At 71.0% G+C, this 18,582-nt stretch carries 19 protein-coding genes and 1 pseudogene; 9 read left to right on the top strand and 11 right to left on the bottom strand.

The window, feature by feature from the left end; translation table 11 throughout:
- Positions 1-68: 68 nt before the first annotated feature.
- Positions 69-671: a hypothetical protein gene (locus ACZ4WS_RS40495; protein WP_467988169.1), complete on the top strand. Its 603-nt coding sequence runs from the start codon at positions 69-71 to the stop codon at positions 669-671.
- Between the two features lie 281 nt (positions 672-952).
- Here the strand turns inward: ACZ4WS_RS40495 and ACZ4WS_RS40490 are convergent, their stop codons facing one another.
- Positions 953-1,189: a hypothetical protein gene (locus ACZ4WS_RS40490; protein WP_467988167.1), complete on the bottom strand. Its 237-nt coding sequence runs from the start codon at positions 1,187-1,189 to the stop codon at positions 953-955.
- A 57-nt stretch (positions 1,190-1,246) separates the two neighbouring features.
- Between ACZ4WS_RS40490 and map the strand changes: the two genes are divergently transcribed.
- The gene (map, locus tag ACZ4WS_RS40485) at positions 1,247-2,104 is read left to right on the top strand and encodes a type I methionyl aminopeptidase (protein ID WP_467988165.1); all 858 of its coding nucleotides are present in this window, start codon (positions 1,247-1,249) and stop codon (positions 2,102-2,104) included.
- Positions 2,105-2,284: 180 nt separating this feature from the next.
- Positions 2,285-2,953, top strand: coding sequence for a biliverdin-producing heme oxygenase (locus ACZ4WS_RS40480; RefSeq protein ID WP_467988163.1), 669 nt, complete (start codon positions 2,285-2,287; stop codon positions 2,951-2,953).
- Positions 2,954-3,239: 286 nt separating this feature from the next.
- Here ACZ4WS_RS40480 and ACZ4WS_RS40475 read toward each other — a convergent pair whose 3' ends face one another.
- The 5 genes from ACZ4WS_RS40475 to ACZ4WS_RS40455 all read right to left on the bottom strand — a co-directional run bounded on the left by ACZ4WS_RS40475 (position 3,240) and on the right by ACZ4WS_RS40455 (position 6,867).
- Positions 3,240-3,884, bottom strand: a complete 645-nt coding sequence (locus ACZ4WS_RS40475) for a PhzF family phenazine biosynthesis protein (RefSeq protein ID WP_467988162.1) — start codon at positions 3,882-3,884, stop codon at positions 3,240-3,242.
- A 24-nt stretch (positions 3,885-3,908) separates the two neighbouring features.
- Complete coding sequence (locus ACZ4WS_RS40470; RefSeq protein ID WP_467988161.1) at positions 3,909-4,541, bottom strand: hypothetical protein; 633 nt, start codon at positions 4,539-4,541, stop codon at positions 3,909-3,911.
- A gap of 13 nt (positions 4,542-4,554) precedes the next feature.
- Complete coding sequence (locus tag ACZ4WS_RS40465) at positions 4,555-5,424, bottom strand: hypothetical protein (protein ID WP_467988159.1); 870 nt, start codon at positions 5,422-5,424, stop codon at positions 4,555-4,557.
- Between the two features lie 15 nt (positions 5,425-5,439).
- Entirely contained in the window at positions 5,440-5,688 is a 249-nt protein-coding gene (locus tag ACZ4WS_RS40460) for a hypothetical protein (RefSeq protein ID WP_467988158.1), read from the bottom strand.
- Between the two features lie 579 nt (positions 5,689-6,267).
- Complete coding sequence (locus ACZ4WS_RS40455) at positions 6,268-6,867, bottom strand: HtaA domain-containing protein (RefSeq protein WP_467988157.1); 600 nt, start codon at positions 6,865-6,867, stop codon at positions 6,268-6,270.
- A 98-nt stretch (positions 6,868-6,965) separates the two neighbouring features.
- On the opposite strand from ACZ4WS_RS40455, the pseudogene ACZ4WS_RS40450 reads away from it, so the two are divergent.
- The 5 genes and pseudogenes from ACZ4WS_RS40450 to ACZ4WS_RS40430 form a co-directional block, all read left to right on the top strand.
- Positions 6,966-7,405 (top strand): annotated as a pseudogene (locus ACZ4WS_RS40450) (ATP-binding cassette domain-containing protein); the annotation flags it as partial.
- Positions 7,406-7,596: 191 nt separating this feature from the next.
- Positions 7,597-8,742, top strand: coding sequence for an iron uptake system protein EfeO (efeO, locus tag ACZ4WS_RS40445; RefSeq protein ID WP_467988156.1), 1,146 nt, complete (start codon positions 7,597-7,599; stop codon positions 8,740-8,742).
- A 12-nt stretch (positions 8,743-8,754) separates the two neighbouring features.
- Positions 8,755-10,026: an iron uptake transporter deferrochelatase/peroxidase subunit gene (efeB, locus tag ACZ4WS_RS40440; protein ID WP_467988155.1), complete on the top strand. Its 1,272-nt coding sequence runs from the start codon at positions 8,755-8,757 to the stop codon at positions 10,024-10,026.
- A gap of 3 nt (positions 10,027-10,029) precedes the next feature.
- Positions 10,030-10,905 carry an iron uptake transporter permease EfeU gene (gene efeU, locus ACZ4WS_RS40435; RefSeq protein ID WP_467988153.1) on the top strand — a complete coding sequence of 292 codons (876 nt, stop codon included), beginning with the start codon at positions 10,030-10,032 and terminating at the stop codon, positions 10,903-10,905.
- A complete protein-coding gene (locus ACZ4WS_RS40430; RefSeq protein ID WP_467988152.1) occupies positions 10,862-11,920 on the top strand; it encodes an SCO2278 family lipoprotein in 1,059 nt (352 codons plus the stop codon). Before efeU ends, ACZ4WS_RS40430 begins: the two co-directional genes overlap by 44 nt.
- A gap of 54 nt (positions 11,921-11,974) precedes the next feature.
- On the opposite strand, the gene ACZ4WS_RS40425 is transcribed toward ACZ4WS_RS40430, so the two are convergent.
- From ACZ4WS_RS40425 to ACZ4WS_RS40405, 5 genes are all read right to left on the bottom strand, one after another.
- A complete protein-coding gene (locus ACZ4WS_RS40425; protein ID WP_467988151.1) occupies positions 11,975-12,700 on the bottom strand; it encodes a bifunctional DNA primase/polymerase in 726 nt (241 codons plus the stop codon).
- A 239-nt stretch (positions 12,701-12,939) separates the two neighbouring features.
- A complete protein-coding gene (locus ACZ4WS_RS40420) occupies positions 12,940-13,581 on the bottom strand; it encodes a TetR/AcrR family transcriptional regulator (protein WP_467988149.1) in 642 nt (213 codons plus the stop codon).
- A 126-nt stretch (positions 13,582-13,707) separates the two neighbouring features.
- A complete protein-coding gene (locus tag ACZ4WS_RS40415) occupies positions 13,708-14,700 on the bottom strand; it encodes a small ribosomal subunit Rsm22 family protein (RefSeq protein ID WP_467988148.1) in 993 nt (330 codons plus the stop codon).
- Between the two features lie 157 nt (positions 14,701-14,857).
- Positions 14,858-16,030: a serine hydrolase domain-containing protein gene (locus tag ACZ4WS_RS40410; protein WP_467988241.1), complete on the bottom strand. Its 1,173-nt coding sequence runs from the start codon at positions 16,028-16,030 to the stop codon at positions 14,858-14,860.
- Positions 15,985-17,391, bottom strand: coding sequence for a multidrug effflux MFS transporter (locus ACZ4WS_RS40405; protein WP_467988147.1), 1,407 nt, complete (start codon positions 17,389-17,391; stop codon positions 15,985-15,987). Before ACZ4WS_RS40405 ends, ACZ4WS_RS40410 begins: the two co-directional genes overlap by 46 nt.
- An 83-nt stretch (positions 17,392-17,474) precedes the next feature.
- On the opposite strand from ACZ4WS_RS40405, the gene ACZ4WS_RS40400 reads away from it, so the two are divergent.
- On the top strand, positions 17,475-18,503 hold the full coding sequence (locus ACZ4WS_RS40400; protein ID WP_467988146.1) for a Gfo/Idh/MocA family protein: 1,029 nt from the start codon (positions 17,475-17,477) through the stop codon (positions 18,501-18,503).
- Positions 18,504-18,582 lie beyond the last annotated feature (79 nt).

Raw genomic sequence — 18,582 nt, 5'->3', positions numbered from 1 at the left:
GCCCAGCTTGGGCGAATTCGTGGTGAACTCCGGGTCACGAGTGGCCGGTTGCGGCAGGATGCGTTCCCATGGATGCCGTACGGGTCGCGTTGCTGCGCGAAGTGCTCGCCGGGACCGAGTGGTTGGGGGCCACGCGGCGGTTCGCCGGGGCGTTGCGGGGGTCCGTGGTGTCGTACGGGGGCGGGCTGCTGCTGGTGGGGACGGAGGAGTACGAGCCCTGGCATCTCGCCGCGCATCTGGTGGACGAGGCGGCGTGGTCGGGGACGCCGGATCTGTCGCCGACGTTGGTGCGGCATGGGGCGCGGGACTCCGATCCGGCCCACTTGGCGGTGGGCCTCGGGCGTATCGAGGCCGCGCGGCGGGGGGAGACGCTGCTCGTGGTGGCTCCGGCCGCGCCGGGGGCGCCGTTACTGGAGCGGATTCATGATGCGCGGCGGGCGGGGGCGACGGTGCTGGCGCTGTCCGCGGGGGATCGGGAGCTGGGGGCGATGGCCCACGAGGCGCTCGCGGTGCCGGACGATCCCGACCTTGATCTCGATACCGTGCAGCACCTTGTCAGTGCGGCGGCCGGGGAGAACGCGTTGCCCTCGCCGCGGGGGCGGCGGCGCTTCCGTGACCGGTTGTCCCGCTTCGCGGATCAGCTGACGGCTCCGCCGTCGGCTCGGTGGTAGTTCGCGTTCGCCTTTGTCCGGCGGTGCGTCTCGCCGCTTCGCGGCGGTTTCCCACCCACCCGCCCGACTCGGTCTCCCTTCCCGCCTGCGGCGGACAGCCTTGCCGCTTCGCGGCGGTTTCCCACCCACCCGCCCGACTCGGTCGCCCTTCCCGCCCGCGGCGGACAGCCGACTCCCGCCCGCCCGTCTCGGTAGCTCCCCCTGCCCGCGGCGGACAGGCCTTGGGCGCCGCGGGCTGGGGGCCCGCCTCAGCCGTCGTCAGCCCCGGGCACCGGCCCGCCTCAGTCCTCGTCGGCCTCCGGCGCCGTCCCCGTCGCGTCGTGCCACTTGGGATCCGTCTCCCATTCCAGGTTCCGCTCGCGGGCGATGTCCATCGCGTGCTCCGCCTCCTCGCGGGAGGCGTACGGGCCGAAGCGGTCCTTGCCGGGGCAGTCGGGGCCTTCCTCGACCTTCTTGTGCTCCAGGCAGTAGTACCACTCGCCGGGCTTGCCGACGGTCCGCTTCTTGAAGAGGGCCATGACGGCTCCTTTCGCCACGGACATGGTCTCCCATGCCCGCTGGTTAGACTCGCTGGCATGTCTGGCCAGTCGCTGCTCGTACCAGGGGAGCTCTCTCCCACCCGTCCCGTGCCGGGAAACATCAGGCGTCCCGAGTACGTGGGCAAGCCCGCCCCCACGCCGTACACCGGACCGGAAGTGCAGACGCCCGAGACGATCGAGGCGATGCGGATCGCCGGGCGGATCGCCGCACAGGCGATGGCCGAGGCCGCCAAGCTGATCGCCCCGGGTGTGACGACGGACGAACTGGACCGGGTCGCCCACGCCTACATGTGCGACCACGGCGCCTACCCCTCCACCCTCGGCTACCGCAGTTTCCCCAAGTCGCTGTGCACCTCCGTGAACGAGGTCATCTGCCACGGCATCCCGGACTCCACGGTCCTGCGGGACGGCGACATCATCAACCTCGACGTGACGGCGTACATCGGCGGGGTCCACGGCGACAACAACGCGACGTACCTCGTCGGCGACGTCGACGAGGAGAGCAGGCTGCTCGTCGAGCGGACCCGCGAGTCCCTCAACCGCGCCATCAAGGCGGTCAAGCCGGGCCGGCAGGTCAACATCATCGGGCGCGTCATCGAGTCGTACGCGAAGCGGTTCGGGTACGGGGTCGTCCGGGACTTCACCGGTCACGGGATCAACTCCTCCTTCCACTCCGGGCTGATCATCCCCCACTACGACAGCCCGCACGCGACGACCGTCATCCAGCCCGGGATGACCTTCACCATCGAGCCCATGCTCACACTCGGTACGCACGAGTACGACATGTGGGACGACGGGTGGACCGTCGTGACGAAGGACCGGAAGCGGACGGCGCAGTTCGAGCACACGCTGGTCGTCACCGACAGTGGCGCGGAGATCCTGACCCTGCCGTAACCCTGGTTCCCACTGTCCCCGAGCCCGCCCTGTCCACAGGGCGGGCTTTGCCATGTGAGCTTGATCGGGAATCGGGGTACCGTTTTACCGACAGGGTGTCGGGAAGTTATTGACTTAGGTAAGCCTAACCATAGAAGATGGGCTGGATCTCGCCCCTTCCTCTTCGGCTCCGGAGGCCTCATGAACGCGACGGACACGTCGAGCGCCACGTTCTCGACACTCATTCGCACCGCGTCGCACGAGCAGCACGTGGAGGCGGAGACGTCGACGTTCATGAGCGACCTGCTCGGCGGCCGGCTGGGCGTCGAGGCGTACGCGCGCTACACCGAGCAACTGTGGTTCGTGTACGAGGCGTTGGAGGCGGACGCCGAGCGGCTGGTGTCCGATCCGCTGGCCGGACCCTTCATCAAGCCCGAGCTGCTGCGCCGCGCCGCCCTGGAGCACGACCTGGCCCATCTCCGTGGCCCCGACTGGCGCGCGACCCTCACCGCACTGCCCGCGACCCGGGCGTACGCGGCCCGCGTGGCCGACTGCGCCCGCACCTGGCCCGGGGGCTACGTCGCCCACCACTACACCCGCTACCTCGGCGACCTCTCCGGCGGCCAGATCATCCGCGGCAAGGCCGAACAGACCTGGGGCTTCGCCCGCAAGGGCGACGGCGTCCGCTTCTACGTCTTCGAGGACATCACCAACCCCGCGGCGTTCAAGCGGGGCTACCGCGAACTGCTGGACAGGGTCCTCGCCGACGACCTGGAGAAGCAGCGCATCATCTCCGAGTGCAAGCGCGCGTTCGCCCTCAACACGGCGGTCTTCCTGGCCCTCGGGCAAGAGTTCCCCTTGACCGCGTGATCCGGCTCGGAGAGATGAGGGCGTATCGGCTGCGGGTGAGTGGGGGCTTGTCGCGCAGTTCCCCGCGCCCCTAAAAACCGGGGGCCGGTCGGAGGCCACCTGCGCCCCGTAGCCTCCGGCCAGCCCGGGTTTTTAGGGGCGCGGGGCTGTGTCGATATGCGGCTCCGCCGCGTGGGCGCGAGCAACCCCCACCGGCCCGCAGCCGACGAACTGCCCAGGGGGTCTGGGGGCGGAGCCCCCAGGAACGGATGGGACGGGTAGGGGCGGCGGGGGCGAAAACAGCCCCTCAGCGCTCCAGGCGTACCCGGCCCCCCACCTCGACCCAACCCCCCGGCTGCGGAGCCGTAAGAAGCTGCGATCCAACCCCCTGCACAATGTTCAGCGCCCGCCCCAGCTGATCCGTCAGAAGCAGCGCCGCCGCCCCCGTGGCCTCGTCCTCCTCGATCCCGTCACCCCGCCCGGGAAACGCCCGAGCCCGCACCCGCCCCGCGGCCTCGTCCTCCCAGGCCCAGGCATAGATCCACTCACCAGCCTCCGGAACGGCCAGCGCGTCGACCTCGGCAGCGGACCCGTACCGCCGCAACGTACGCGCCGGCGCCCACTCCGCCCGTGCCTCGATCCAGCTGAACTCCCCGTCCAGCCGCACCCCCACCACCCCGGCAGGCGTGACCAGTTCGGGTACGTCGAGCAGCCACCCCACCCCGACACACGGATGCCCGGCGAACGGCAACCGCAGCGTCGGCGTGTAGATGTCGATGACCCCCCGCTCGGGGTCGTCGACGAAAACGGTCTCGCTGAACCCGAGCTTCGCGGCGAACATCTGCCGTTCCTCGCGCTCGGGCATCACGGAGCCCTCGCGCACGACACCGAGCTCATTGCCATACCGTCCGTCGGATCCGCAGAAGACCCGGAGCATGTCGTAGTCAGTCACTCCGGCATTCAAACATCACCGTTCCTAAGTTGATCGGCCGGTGCTGGCCATATCGGACGTCCCGAACAGCGTGAGTTGCTGGTCTGGAACGCTGGGCCCCCGAACGATGGTGGGGCCGTGGGGCGGGTGCTTTCCGGGTGGGCGCGCTCGCGTCTGACGCACCACGGGGGTGGTGCTGCGCGTCGTCCTGGCCGGAGCTGTCCGCTCCGTACGGCCCGGGGTGCGGTGACTCGGCGTTTCGGGGACGGTCGGCCCGGTGCGATCCTCCGGTCGCACGGCCCCCACCTCGGCACGCCGTGGGGCGTGGGTGGTGGGGGTTTGGCGGGGTCCGTCTTTCCTGCGCCGGGCCGTGCAGCCCAGACCGCGTCTGCCGACGACCACCGCGGCGGCATGATGTCCCGTCACGGTGGTCGAACCGGTAGAAGCCTGCTCTTTCAAGGCACCCAGCCAGTGCTGGGCGCCCCACTTGCTCGAATACGCCGGGTCCACCGCGATCACGGACAGCCCGGCATGATGCGCCATCCCGGCAAGCCGGTCGCGGAACTTCGCGGTCGGCATCCCGGCCACCGTGCGGCGGAAGGATTTACCCCGCCGTCCACGGCCCAGCTTCTCCCGGCCGGTGGCACGGGCATCGACGAAGTCCAGGTCCTCGATCACCAGCGCCGCACACTCATGGAGTTGGGCAAGGCGGATGAGCCGGGAGACGGCCTCGCGCAACCGGGCATCCCGGGTCATGGCCGTAAGTAAGGCCCGCCAGTTCCAGGGGGAGGGTCCGGGGCGCGCCGACGGGGTTGCCACATGGGTCGAGGATCCAGGCGGCGAGGTGGTCGGCGTTGACATCAACCGCGAGGACCGGATGCTGGCGGAGGGCCTCCAACGTAGGGACAGGAACCTGCTGTCCCTTCTTCACCGTGGACCAGGAGGCGTCGAGGTACCAGCGCCCACGTCCGGCGTCGTAGGTGATGTCGTAGCGCACCGGGGCACCCGCGCCGATCCGGTCGGCCCACTGCTGACCGCGGTGGGTGAAGACCGCCGTCGCATCGAGGAGGTACCGGCCGCGCGGAGCATTGGCGTGCTGCCGGCGCAGGGGTTCGGGCAGCACGAGAGCGATGGCGCCGTCGGCGGGGTTGATGCTGATGGTGTAGTTCCCGAACGGCGCCCCCGCCTCCCCGTCCGCGGTCAGGAACATCCGCCGCGCCGACCACTCCTCACCCCAACTGTCCAGCGCTGCCTGCCAGGCGGCCTCGGTCAGCGGCTTCGGCCCAGGTGTGGTGTCGTAGTCGTAGAGGTGGTGGCGGGAGTTCAGCAACCGTCGTCCGCCCCGGGTAATTCGCACCCGGCCGTCATCCCGCTCGCGCACCGCCTGCCGCAGATCACCTTTCAGGATCTGCAGGCGCTGCTGCTTGGCCCGTCGCTCCGTATGGTCGGCATACCCGCGCACCGTCCTTCGCCCCCGGCGCACGCTGCTGCCAGGTGGGACGGCGAGCCGGGCCTCGATCGTGGCGACGGCCCGGCGAAGAGAGCCGATCCGGGCGTTCAACGCCCGCCTGCCGAGCTAGAACTGGTCTTCCGAGGTGCGGGTGATCGCACCCGCCCACCGGGATGACGACTGGCCGGTCAGGGCCTTCTTGCGCTCCGCCCGCCGGGTGTTGGCCGCCGGCACGTTCCCGATCCGCACCCGCCGAGCCAGGTCCGTCCCTGCCAGCGAACCGAGATGTGCCCCCACCGCCCGCAGCACCATCGCATCCGCGGGCGAGACATGCAGCCGGGTCCGGATCCGGCACCCGGACGGCGGAGAGACCACGAACGGAGCAGCCAGCGCACGGTAGGGGCGCAGCTCACGCCCTTTCCCACCCCGCACCCGCTTCCCCATGCCGTACGCCCCGCCCCACCCGTGATGATCTCGACGAGTCGAAACTAGCGGCGTCCCCCCACCCGTCGGCGCACATGTCGACGATTGGCAAACAAATGATCCATTTCGCACGGCAATGTCCGAAGACGATCACCAGCCCCGGCCCCTCATCGCAAACCCGCGCCACCCCGCTCGAGGCACTCCGCCCGCGAGTCCTCCGGCGGCGACGGTGGACGCAGCGGTACGACGCCGCTGGAGTGGGCCGGGACAGACCAAGCCGAGACGATTACGCCGTACGCCGCCTGCGTACCGCGACCACCACGCCCGTGCCCGCCGCGACCGTCACCGCCGCCGCGGCCCCGAGGGCGCCAGCGGGCACGTTTGACCCCGTGGAGGCGAGCGCACTGCTCACGCCACCTCTGGTGGATCCGGTGCCGCCGGTGGTCGAACCAGAGCCGCCGGAGGAGCTGCCACCGGAGGAGTCCCCGGACCCCGACTCGCTGTCTCGGCCCGGCAGTTGGGCGTCATCGCTCAGCGCCACCGACAGGTCCACCGGGTCCAGCTCGGTGCCCGCCGTGTAGAAGCCGCCGAACGCCTCCGCGCCCGCGCCGTCAGCGTGGCCGTGACGTCTTCCCGCCCGCCGCGGCGGTGAGCGTGGTGGCCAGGCCCCGTCATGTCTTGGCTGGTCGGTGCGGCGACCGTGGCGAGCGTCACGTCCTGCTGCTTCTCGCCGCCGTCCGCGACCAGGTCGGCGGTGAGGGCGCCCGCGGCGCTGTCGTACTGGAAGTCGGACATCTCGCGCACGAAGCCGTGCGCCGTCGACTTGGCGGTCAAGGTGCCCTGGAAGGCGATGTGCAGGGTGTGGCTGGTGCTGTCGTAGGTGCCCTTGCCGCCGGTGAAGGTGAAGACGCCATTGCCCGCGGCCTGCGAGGCGCCGTCCGCGGCGGTGAAGGAGCCCTGGGCCCAGGTACCGGTGACGTACGAGCGGTAGGACTGCTTGATGCCCCAGGTCAACTCGTAGCCGTTGAGCGGAACTTCGGCGGCCGACGCGGTGTTCACAGCGCAGGCGCCGGCTCCCAGCGCGACCGCTACGGCGGTGAGAGCGAGGGGGCGGCGGCGATTGGCGGCCATGGCCGTGGGTCTCCGCGGAGGATGGATACGCTCCGCCGCCGGGCGGAGGGCGGGTGTGTCAGCCCTCGCCCGGGGAACCGGACGCGGACGACGTGGATGAGGAGGACGACGACGCGGCCGTCGCGCAGGCCGTGGCGGCCACGGAGGCCACCGGTTCGCGGCCCGCCCGTTCTCCCGCTCAGCGGTGGCGAGCGGGCCCGGGTCGCGCTCGCCCGGGTGCTCGCCCAGCGGGCCCCGCTGCTGCTGCTCGCGAGCCGACCGCCGCTCTCGACCTCAGACAGCAGGAGTTGGTGCTGCGCGTGTGCTGGGAAAGGGCGCGCGCCGGGGACGCGGTGGTCGTGGTGCTGCACGATCCGGGGCTCACGAGCGCGTACGCGCGCCGGGTGGCGATTCTGTGCGCCGGTCGTGTCGCGGCCGACGGCCCGCCGGGCGAGGTCCTCACCGGTGGCTTGCCGAGCGACGTCAATCGGCAGCCTGTGGAGGTGTTCCCGCACCCAGGACCGGAGCCGTCCTGATCACCCTAAAACGGGACTCTTGACCCTCGCTTGACCTTTTCATGGGGTGTGTTTTAAGCCGTCGTGATCAAGCCGTGCCTGTGCGTCACCTGTGAGAGCTGAATCACCGGACGGGTGGGTATCAGTGAGGCAAGCCTCAGATAAGTTAGGCCAGCCTCACCATGCCGCATGGGCCCGTCCGTGCGGTTTGTCCGACTCTTCTCCTGGAGCCTGAATGCGAGCCGTCCGACTCTCAGTTGTCACCGCTGCCGCCACCGCGGCCGCTCTGACCGCCGTCACGGGCTGCACCGAGAAGAGCGACGCCAAGGGCGGCGACGCGATCCAGGTGACCGCCGCCGACTCCACGTGCAAGACCTCGTCGAAGTCGGTCCCGGCCGGTCAGGTCACGCTGAAGATCGAGAACAAGGGCTCGAAGGCCACCGAGGTCGAGATCCTCTTCCCGGACGACCGGATCGTCTCGGAGAAGGAGAACATCGGTCCGGGCACCAAGTACACGCTGACCGCCGAGGTCAAGGCCGGTTCGTACGAGATCGCCTGCCGCCCCGGCATGAAGGGCCTCGGCGTCCGCCAGAAGCTCACGGTCACCGGCGGCAAGGTCGCCAAGCGAGACCCGCGCCTGGACAAGGCCGTCGCCGCCTACCGCGAGTACGCGCAGGAGCAGGCCGACGCCACGCTGCCCAAGGTCAAGGTCTTCGCGCAGGCCGTCAAGGACGGCGACATCGAGGCCGCGAAGAAGGAGTTCGCGGACTCGCGCCTGGGCTGGGAGCGCACCGAGCCCGTCGCGGAGTCCTTCGGTGACATCGACCCGAAGGTCGACGTCCGCGCGGACGGTCTGGAGGACGGCCAGAAGTGGACGGGCTGGCACCGCCTGGAGAAGTCCCTCTGGGAGGACAAGAAGATCAGCGCGACGGACAAGACCCTCGCCGACCAGCTGGTGACGGACCTGACCGACTGGCAGAAGCGCGTCGGCAAGGCCGAGATCACCCCGACCTCCATGGCCAACGGCGCCAAGGAGCTGCTCGACGAGGTCGCCACCGGCAAGGTCACCGGCGAGGAGGACCGCTACTCGCACACCGACCTCAGCGACTTCAAGGGCAATGTCGAGGGCGCGCAGAAGGCGTACGAGCTGCTGAAGCCGGTCGCCAAGGAGAACGACGCGGCGCTGACCACCGAGCTCGACAAGCAGTTCGCCGCGCTGAACACGCTGCTCGACAAGTTCCGCACGGACGGGACGGATAAGACACAGTACGACTTCACCTCGTACGACAAGGTCGGCAAGGCCGACCGCAAGGAGCTCTCCGACGCGGTCAACGCGCTCGCCGAGCCCCTGTCCAAGCTCGCCGCCGCCGTCGTGAAGTAAGCGAGGCTCACCATGACGGACACCACGGAAGCCACGCAGACCGCCACTGGCGCCTCCCCCTCCCGGCGTTCGCTGATCGGCTGGGGCGGTGCCGGGCTCGCGCTCGGTGCGGCAGCGGCCGGCGGCGCGGTGGCGATGACCCGCACCGGCAACGACGTCGATCCGACCGCCGCCGAGACGGGCGCCGCGGTCGCCTTCCACGGCGCGCACCAGGCGGGCATCGCGACCGCGGTGCAGGACCGGCTGCACTTCGCCGCGTTCGACGTGAAGACGGACGACCGCGCCGAGTTCGTCCAGCTGCTGAAGGAATGGACCCAGGCCGCGCGGCGGATCACCGCCGGGCACACGGTCGGCGAGGGCGCGTACGGCGGTCTGGCCGAGGCGCCGCCGGACGACACCGGTGAGGCGCTGGGCCTCAAGCCGTCGCGGCTGACGCTGACGATCGGCTTCGGGCCTTCGCTCTTCGACAAGTTCGGGCTGACGGACCAGCGTCCGGAGGCGCTCGTCGACCTGCCGAAGTTCCCCGGCGACAACCTGGAGCAGGCCCGCAGCAACGGCGACCTGTGCATCCAGGCCTGCGCGGACGACCCGCAGGTCGCGGTGCACGCGATCCGCAACCTCGCCCGCATCGGCTTCGGCAAGGTCGCCATCCGCTGGTCGCAGCTGGGCTTCGGCAAGACCTCCTCGACGACGCCGGACGCGCAGACCCCGCGCAACCTGATGGGCTTCAAGGACGGCACCCGCAACATCGCGGGCACCGAGCCGGACCGGCTCAAGAAGTTCGTGTGGGTGGGCGACGGTGACGGTCCCGACTGGATGGCCGGTGGCTCGTACCTCGTGGCGCGCCGCATCCGTATGAACATCGAGACCTGGGACCGTACGTCGCTCCAGGAGCAGGAGGACGTCTTCGGCCGCGACAAGGGCGAGGGCGCCCCGGTCGGCAAGGCCAAGGAGCACGACAAGCCGTTCCTGAAGGCGATGAAGCCCGACGCGCACGTCCGGCTCGCGCACCCCGACTCCAACGACGGGGTGACGATCCTGCGCCGCGGCTACTCCTTCACGGACGGCACGGACGGCCTGGGCCGGCTGGAGGCGGGCCTGTTCTTCCTCGCGTACCAGCGTGACGTCCGCAAGGGCTTCATCCCGCTGCAGCGCAGCCTGTCGCGTTCCGACGCGCTCAACGAGTACATCCAGCATGTGAGTTCGGCGGTCTTCGCCGTCCCGCCCGGCGTCCGCGACACGGACGACTGGTGGGGCCGCGCGCTGTTCTCCAAGGAGGCGTAGCCCGTGTTCAGCAACTATCTGATCGGCCTGCGCGAGGGGCTGGAAGCCAGCCTCGTTGTCTGCATCCTCATCGCCTACCTGGTGAAGACGGACCGCAAGGACGCCCTGAAGCCGATCTGGATCGGCATCGGCGTCGCGGTCGCCCTGGCGCTCGGCTTCGGCTGCGCGCTCGAATTCGGCTCCCAGGAGATGACGTTCCAGGCGCAGGAGGCGCTCGGCGGCTCGCTGTCGATCGTCGCCGTGGGCCTGGTGACGTGGATGGTCTTCTGGATGCGGCGCACCGCCCGGCATCTGAAGTCCGAGCTGCACGGCAAGCTGGACGCGGCGCTGGCGATGGGCACGGGCGCGCTGGTCGCGACCGCGTTCCTGGCCGTCGGCCGTGAGGGCCTGGAGACGGCGCTGTTCGTGTGGGCCTCGGTGCACGCGGCGAGCGACGGAACACCCCGCCCGCTGATCGGCGTCGCCCTGGGCCTGGCCACCGCGGCCTTCCTCGGCTGGCTCTTCTACCGCGGCGCCCTGAAGATCAACCTTGCCAAGTTCTTCACCTGGACCGGCGGCATGCTGGTCGTCGTCGCCGCGGGCGTGCTCGCGTACGGCGTCCACGACCTCCAGGAGGCCGACTTCATCCCGGGCCTGCGGAACCTGGCCTTCGACATCAGCAGCACCATCGATCCGACCAGCTGGTACGGCACCCTGCTGAAGGGCGTCTTCAACTTCCAGCCCGACCCGACCGTCCTCCAGGTCACGGTGTGGGCGCTGTACCTGGTCCCGACACTCGCGATCTTCCTCGCCCCGGTAGGGTTCGCCTCCGGGAAGGGGAAGGTGAAGGCACCTGATGAGCAGGGATCGCACGGGTCGCAGCCCACGAAGGCTTCGTAGTCTCGGACTTCACGGTCTTGGACTGCACGGTCTCAGACCTCTTGGTCTCCACCGCTTCGCCCTGGCGACAGGTGCGGTGACCGTTCTGTCCTTGACCGCGAGCGGCTGCGTGGTGGTACACGGCGAGCGGGAAGTCGTGCCGGCGGCGACACGGGCCGAGGCGGCCCGCGCGCTCAAGGACTTCACCACCGCGTACAACAAAGCGGACAAGACGTACGACCGTTCGCTGGACGCGGCCCGGGTCACCGGGCCGCTCGCCGACATCGACGGCGCGAAGCTCAAAGCCGGGCACAAGAACAACCCGGGCGGCAACCCGGCCCATTCGCCGCTGAAGTTGACCGACGCCAAGTTCGCCATACCCGAGAAGGCCGGCTGGCCGCGCTGGTTCGTGGCCGACACCGCGTCCAACAAGGGTCTGGCGGACAGCCGTTGGCTGCTCGTCTTCACCCGCGACAGCGCGAACGACGTGTGGCAGGCCTCGTATCTGACCGTCCTCGCCGCCGCCGACGTACCGAAGTTCACGAAGGACGACGCCGGCTGGGCGCAGCCGGTCACGGCGAACGACGCGGCCCTCGCGGTCGAGCCGGAGAAGCTGGGCCAGTCGTACGTGACGTATCTCAGGAGCGGCGGCGACACCTTCGCCCCGGGCACGCACACCTCGCAGTGGCGTGCCCTGCGCAAGCAGAACGCCAGCAAGCCCGGTCTCGCCCGGCAGTACATCGACGAGCCGCTGGACTCGGGCGACTACGCCCCGGTGGGCCTGCGCACCGCGGACGGCGGGGCGCTGGTGTTCTTCACCACGCACCGCTACGAGAAGCAGACCGCCGCGCCGGGCACCTCGATCCCCACCCCCACCGCGGACGTCCAGGCCCTGACGACCGGGGAGATCAAGCAGTCCCTCACCCTGGAGTTCATCTCCAACCAGGCGGTCCTGGACCCCGGGAAGGGGTCGGGGGACCAGCAGGTTTCGGTGCTGGGGCGGGTCGAGGGGCTTACGGGGGCCAAGGGCGAGTAGCGACGGCCACCCGGCGCTGCTCGCTCAGAGCGCCGGGTGCCGTGCGGGCAGCGTTCAGCCCCGGTGGGGCCAGGCGGCCAGCTGCTCCGAATCGTCCCCCGCATGGCGGGCGCACGCGTCCGTGAGGATCTCGAGGAGGGTGAGCGGGTCCGGCAGGGCGTACTCGGGCCCGCGCACCCAGTCGACCGTCAGGTCACCCGGGAGCTGGGCCGGCGGCACGAGGACGTACGAGCCACGGCAGTGCCAGCGCAGCCCCGGGTGCTCGTCCATCGTCTCTGGGTGGCAGTCCAGCTCGCAGGGCCACCACTCGTCCTCGTCCTCGGGCGTACCCCGGGTGAGCGTGAAGAAGAGCATGCGTGCGTCGCCGCTCTCGGCGACGGGCCCGACGTCGATCCCGGAGGCCAGCAGCCGCTCCAGCGCCTCGCGCCCGGCGTCGAGCGGCACGTCGAGGACGTCGTGCACCATGCCGGTCGCGGTGATGAAGTTGGCTTTCGGCTGGTGCCTGGCCCAGCGCTCGATCTGCGCACGGTCGGTCGTGGACTGCGTCTGCCAGGCGAAGGAGACGGGGTGGCGCGCGGGGGTGGGACAGCCGACGCGATCACACGAACATCGGTAGCCGGAGGGGTACGCGGCCTGCGCGAGCGGCAGCCCAGCGGCGGCAGCGGCGAGCAGCAGGGCCTCACGCCCGCTGTCGTCGACGGTCTCCTTCGGACGGCGTCCACGCAGCCACTGGGAGATCCTGCCCTGCGCGCCGGAGCGGCGGCCGAACTCTGCGCTCATTTATCCCCTCGCCTCGCCGTAGTGCCCACGTCTTGCTCTTGCCCTATGGTCCCACCATCCTGCGCCCCGGGTGGCCAGAGCCCACATCCGGGGTAGGTGGGGCGATGGGTCCCGCCGACCCGGATCGAATGCAATTCCGTACTTTGACGGGATTTACCCCCCTGTCGGGGTCGCCAGAGTGACACAGACCGCACCCATCGTTTTCGCCGGTCTCGTCGGCTTCGCCGGTCGCGCGGGTCTCACCGGTCGCGGGGGGCGAGGCCGTGGAGCGCGTAGTCGACGAGGGTGTCGGTGTACTCGTACGAGATCGGTCCGGTGCGCTGGAGCCAGCGCTGGGCGAGCGGGGAGACGAAGAGCTCCAGGGCGATACGGGGGTCGACGTCCGGCCGCACATCCCCCTCCTCCTGCGCCGAGCGCAACCGCTGCACATACAGCTGGAGCTGGGGTTCGAGCAGCTTGGCCACGAACTCGGCGCCGAGCCGCTCGTTGACGAGGCCTTCGGCGGCCAGGGCGCGCGAGGGGGCCTCGAACTTGGGATCCAGCAGTTGGTCCACGGTGGCGCGCAGTACGAGCTTCAGGTCGGCCGTCAGATCCCCGCTGTCCGGGATCTCGTACGACTCCTGTCCCGCCGCCCGCGCGGCCTGCTCACCGAGGTCCAGGAACGCGTCCAGCAGCACGTCCGCCTTCGACGACCACCAGCGGTAGATCGTCTGCTTGCCCACGCCCGCGCGGGCCGCGATGCCCTCGATCGTGGTCTTGGGGTAGCCGGCCTCGCCGACGAGGGCGAGTGCGGCGTCGTAGATCGCGCGACGCGACTTCTCGCTGCGGCGGGTGGCGTCGGGGGTGGGCTTGCCCGAGGACGGGGCGGACTTCTGGACCATGGTGCGAATCTAACAGGCAGGCAAGACGCAGCGTCTCGCCTCGGGCGGTCTTCGCGCTGGCGCGCTCGTCCAGTGCTGCACGCAGGAACTGCGCGCCCAGCCCTGGAAGCAAGCGCCTGACGGGCCCTAGTCGTCCTGGGCCGGTGGCCAGGCGTCGCCCCAGTCCGCGTCACGGGCCGCCTTGTACAGGAGCCCGTGGCGCTTGGTGACGGTTTCCCGGCGGAGGGACGGGTCGGTCTCGCACAGGTCCAGGAGTACCTGGCCCTTGCGGATCTGCGGCTTGCGTACGACGCGGGAAGGGGCCGGGGTCACCGGGAAGCGCGCCGCGGCGACGTAGCTGAACTTCTCGTCCTCGTACGCCAGGGAGCCGCCCTTGACCTGCCGGTGCAGGGAGGAGCGGCTGACCCGGGCGGAGAAGTGGCACCAGTCCTCGCCGGGGACGATGGGGCAGGCCGCGCTGTGCGGGCAGGGGGCGGCGATGTGGAACCCGGCGCCGATCAGGCGGTCGCGGGCCTCGATGACGCGGGTGTAGCCGTCGGGGGTGCCCGGCTCGATGATCACGACGGCCTGGGCGGCAGCCGCGGCGGCGTCCACGACCGAGCCGCGGTCGGCCTCGGTCAGCTCGCCGAGGACGTACGACACGGTGACGAGATCAGTGCTCTCGATGGTGAGCGCCGCTCCGATACGAGAGCGCTGCCACTCGGCGGACTTCAGCTCCGGGTTCGCCCCGGCGATCTCCCGGCCCAGCGCGAGTGCGGGCTCGGCCCAGTCGAGCACCGTGACCGGGCGCGTGCCCTGCCAGGTCGCGTTCACCGCCCAGGTGGCCGCGCCGGTGCCTCCGCCGACGTCCACATGGCTGCCCGGCGCCCAGCCGGGCACCGCGTCCGCGAACGCGTCCAGCGCCGCGCGTACCGCCTCGAAGGTCGCGGGCATCCGGTACGCGGCGTACGCGACCACGTCCGAGCGGTCGCGGAGGATCGGGGCGTGGGTCGGGGTGGTCCCCCGGTAATTCGCGATCAGCCGCTCGACGGCCTGCGCGGCTGCCTTCGGGGGCAGGCCGTCGAGCAGCCCGGCGAGGGCGGCACGCAGGGTCTCAGCGGGGGAAACGGGGGCGTTCACCCCGTGATTCTAGGTTGTTCGCCCCCTCCGCCCCTACCCGTCCCGTACCTGGGGGCTGCCGCCCCCAGACCCCCGCTTCGGCCTGAACGGCCTCGTCCTCAAACGCCGGACGGGCTAAAAACTCTTAGCCCGGCGGGGGCGCCCACCCAAGCCCCCCTCAAGCCCCCCGCACCGCCCGAGCCAACCGCACCCCCGCCCCCGCCCTCGGCGCGTTGTCCGGCGGGCGGCGTCGGGGATGCACGGTGTTCGCGAGGAGTACCAGGAACGTGTCCGTCGCCGGGTCCAGGACCAGGGACGTACCGGTGAAGCCCGTATGACCGGCGGCGCCGTGGTGGGCGAGGGTGCCCATGAACCAGGGCTGGCCGAGGCCGAAGCCGAGGCCGGGTGGGGTGAGCATGAGGTCGACGAAGTCGGGGCCGAGGATGCGGGCGGGGCCGTAGGAGCCGCCGGCCAGCAGCGTGCGGCAGAAGACGGCGAGGTCGCGGCCCGTGGAGAAGAGCCCCGCATGCCCCGCCACCCCACCCAGCGCCCACGCGTTCTCGTCGTGCACCACCCCCCGCAGCATCCCCCGGTCCGCCTTGGCCCACGGCCGCCGCTGATCCTCCGTCGCCGCCGCCCCCGGGCAGGGACCGAAACAGGTGGCCGTCATGCCGAGCGGCCGCGTGATCCCGTCGTGCACGAGGACGTCGAGCCCGCGCCCGGTGACGCGTTCCAGGACGTACTGGAGGAGGAGCAGGTTGAGGTCGGAGTACAGATACTCGCCGGGTGCGGTCGAAGGGGCCTCCGCGCGGAGCATGGCGAGCCGTGCCCGGTCGTCCGGGCAGTCGTACAGCGGGAGTTCGGGCCGCAGCCCGGAGGTGTGCGTGAGCAGCTGCCGTACGGTGATGCCGTGCTCGGCGGCCGCGCGGAACTCCGGCAGATACGCGCCCACCCGCGCGTCGATGCCCAGCGTGCCGCGCTCCAGCTGCTGCACCGCGGCGACCGCCGTGAACAGCTTGGTGAGGGAGGCCAGGTCGAAGGGCGTGTGCACACTCATCGGCACCCGCGCACCCGGCGGCAGCTCGACCCCCGTGTCCGTCTTCTCGTCGTACGCCGCGTAGCGCACCGCCCACCCCGCCGCCTCCTCGACGGCGATGACCGGGCCGCGCCCGGCGACCAGCACCACGCCCGCCGCCCAGGGGTCCGCCCCGCGCGTGAGGGCGCGTACCTCCCGTACGAGGTGACGTAGTTCGCCGGGGTCGAGCCCGGCCCGTTCCGGTGTGTCGATGCGCAGTCTCGGTGCGCTCAGCTGCCCGCCGCCTCTCCGTCCGATGTGCGTCCCGTCCGCCAGGGACGGCACAGTCCCACGAAGCAGGCGATGGCCACCAGTGCTGCGGCCAGTTGGACGACGGCCATCGGCACGGCGGTGTGCTCCCCGGCGATGCCGACGAGGGGCGAGGCGATCGCGCCGATGAGGAAGGACGAGGTGCCGAGCAGCGCGGACGCGGAACCGGCGGCGTGCCGCACCCGCATCAGCGCGAGCGCCTGGGTGTTGGGCAGACCGAGGCCCATCGCGGACATCAGCACGAACAGGGCGGCGGCGATCGGGGCGAGGCCGACGTCGCCGAAGACACCCGCGGACATCAGGAGCAGCGCCGTCGCGGCGAGGGCGACGAGCGCGAGGCCGACGCCGAGGACCTTCTCCAGGCTGACCCGGCCGACCAGGATCTTGCCGTTGATCTGACCCGCGATCACCAGGCCGACGGAGTTGACGCCGAAGAGCAGGCTGAAGGTCTGCGGTGAGGCGCCGTAGATCTCCTGGACGACGAACGGCGACGCGGAGATGTACGCGAACAGCGCGGCGAAGGTGAACCCGCCCGCCAGCATGTACCCGGCGAAGACCCGGTCGGCCAGCAGACCTCGCATGGCGCGCAGCGCCTCGCCGACGCCGCCGCCGTGCCGTTCACCGGGCGCGAGGGTCTCGGGGAGCCGGAACCAGACGACCGCCGTCAGCGCGATGCCGACGGCCGTGAGGACCACGAACACGCCCCGCCAGTCGGTGGCGCGCAGGATCTGCCCGCCGATGAGGGGCGCGACGATCGGGGCGACGCCGGAGATCAGCATGAGGGTGGAGAAGAAGCGGGCCATCGCCATGCCGTCGTACAGATCGCGTACGACGGCCCGCGCGATCACGATTCCGGCCGCGCCCGCGAGGCCCTGCGCGAGCCGGAAGGCTACGAGGAGTTCGACGTTGGGCGCGACGGCGCACAGCGCGGTGGCCACGATGTAGATGAGGAGCCCGACGAGGAGCGGACGCCTGCGGCCCCACCGGTCGCTCATCGGCCCGACGACGAGCTGTCCGAGCGCCATCCCCGCGAGGCACGCGGTGAGCGTGAGCTGCACGGTCGCGGCGGGGGCGTGCAGGGACTTGGTGACCTCCGGCAGCGACGGGAGGTACATGTCCATCGCCAGCGGGGGTGTGGCGGTGAGCCCGCCGAGGATCAGGGTGACGAGGAGTCCGGTGCGGCGCAGGGCACCGGCCTCGGCCGAGGGCTTCGGTGCGGCGGCCGAGGGCCTCAGCGCATCGGGCGAGGGCTTCGGTGCGCCGGCCGGCGCCGGGTCGGTGACCGCCGTGGCGTCGGCGACCGCCGTGTTCGGTATGTGCCCCTCCGGGCCGTCCTGGTCCCGCGTGGTGCGGCCACGCTCGGGCATGGGCCCCTCCCTTTCCGAGTAATCCGCCACCTATGCTCTCAGTTCGAACAGGGTGTTCGGGGTCACAGAGCGAGGGGCCGGGGATGGCAGTCGAGCGCGTGCGGTGGGGGATTCTGGCGACGGGCGGGATCGCCGCGGCGTTCACCGCGGATCTGGTGGACCTGCCGGACGCCGAGGTCGTGGCCGTGGCCTCGCGGACGGATGCCTCGGCGAAGGCGTTCGCGGAGCGGTTCGGGATACCCAGGGCGTACGGGGACTGGGCGTCGCTCGCCGAGGACGCGGACGTGGATGTGGTGTACGTCGCCACTCCGCACTCGGCGCACCGGGCCGCCGCCGGGATGTGCCTGGAGGCCGGGCGCCATGTGCTGTGCGAGAAGGCGTTCACGCTGAACGCGCGGGAGGCGGAGGAGCTCGTCGCGCTCGCGAAGGAGCACGACCGCTTCCTGATGGAGGCCATGTGGACGTACTGCAATCCGCTGGTCCGGAAGCTCAAGGCGCTCGTCGACGACGGCGTGATCGGTGAAGTCCGCACGGTGCAGGCCGACTTCGGGATCTCGGGTCACCTCTTGCCGGAGGCGAGGAATGGGACACTGCCGCCGTCACACCGGCTGCGCGATCCGGCGCAGGGCGGCGGCGCGCTGCTCGATCTCGGCGTCTACCCGGTGTCGTTCGCGCAGCTGCTGCTCGGGGAGCCCTCGGACGTCACCGCGAGAGCGGTGCTCTCCGACGAGGGCGTTGATCTCCAAACGGGTGCAGTGCTCTCCTGGGAGAGCGGCGCTCTCGCTTCGGTGCACTGCTCCATCAACGGCGGCACCCCCGTCTCCGCCTCGGTCACCGGCTCCGCGGGCCGCATCGACATCCCGGACGGCTTCTTCTTCCCGGACCACTTCGTACTGCACCGCGACGGCCGCGACCCCGAGACGTTCAAGACAGACCCGGCATCCGGCCCCCGCAACAGCCTCAAGCACGAGGCCGCCGAGGTGATGCGCGCCCTGCGGGCCGGCGAGACCGAGTCCCCGCTCGTCCCCCTCGACGGAAGCCTCGCCGTGATGCGGACGCTCGACGCGATACGGGACCGCATCGGCGTCCGCTATCCCGCCGAGACCGGCTGAGGGCCGGCCCCTCCCGGCCGGCTCACACGGCCGGCTGCGCACCCACGGCACCTGACATCCGGACCGGTGCCCTCCCGTA

This window comes from Streptomyces sp. NPDC029292, assembly GCF_055569295.1.
This window is presented reverse-complemented; position numbering and strand designations above follow the sequence as displayed.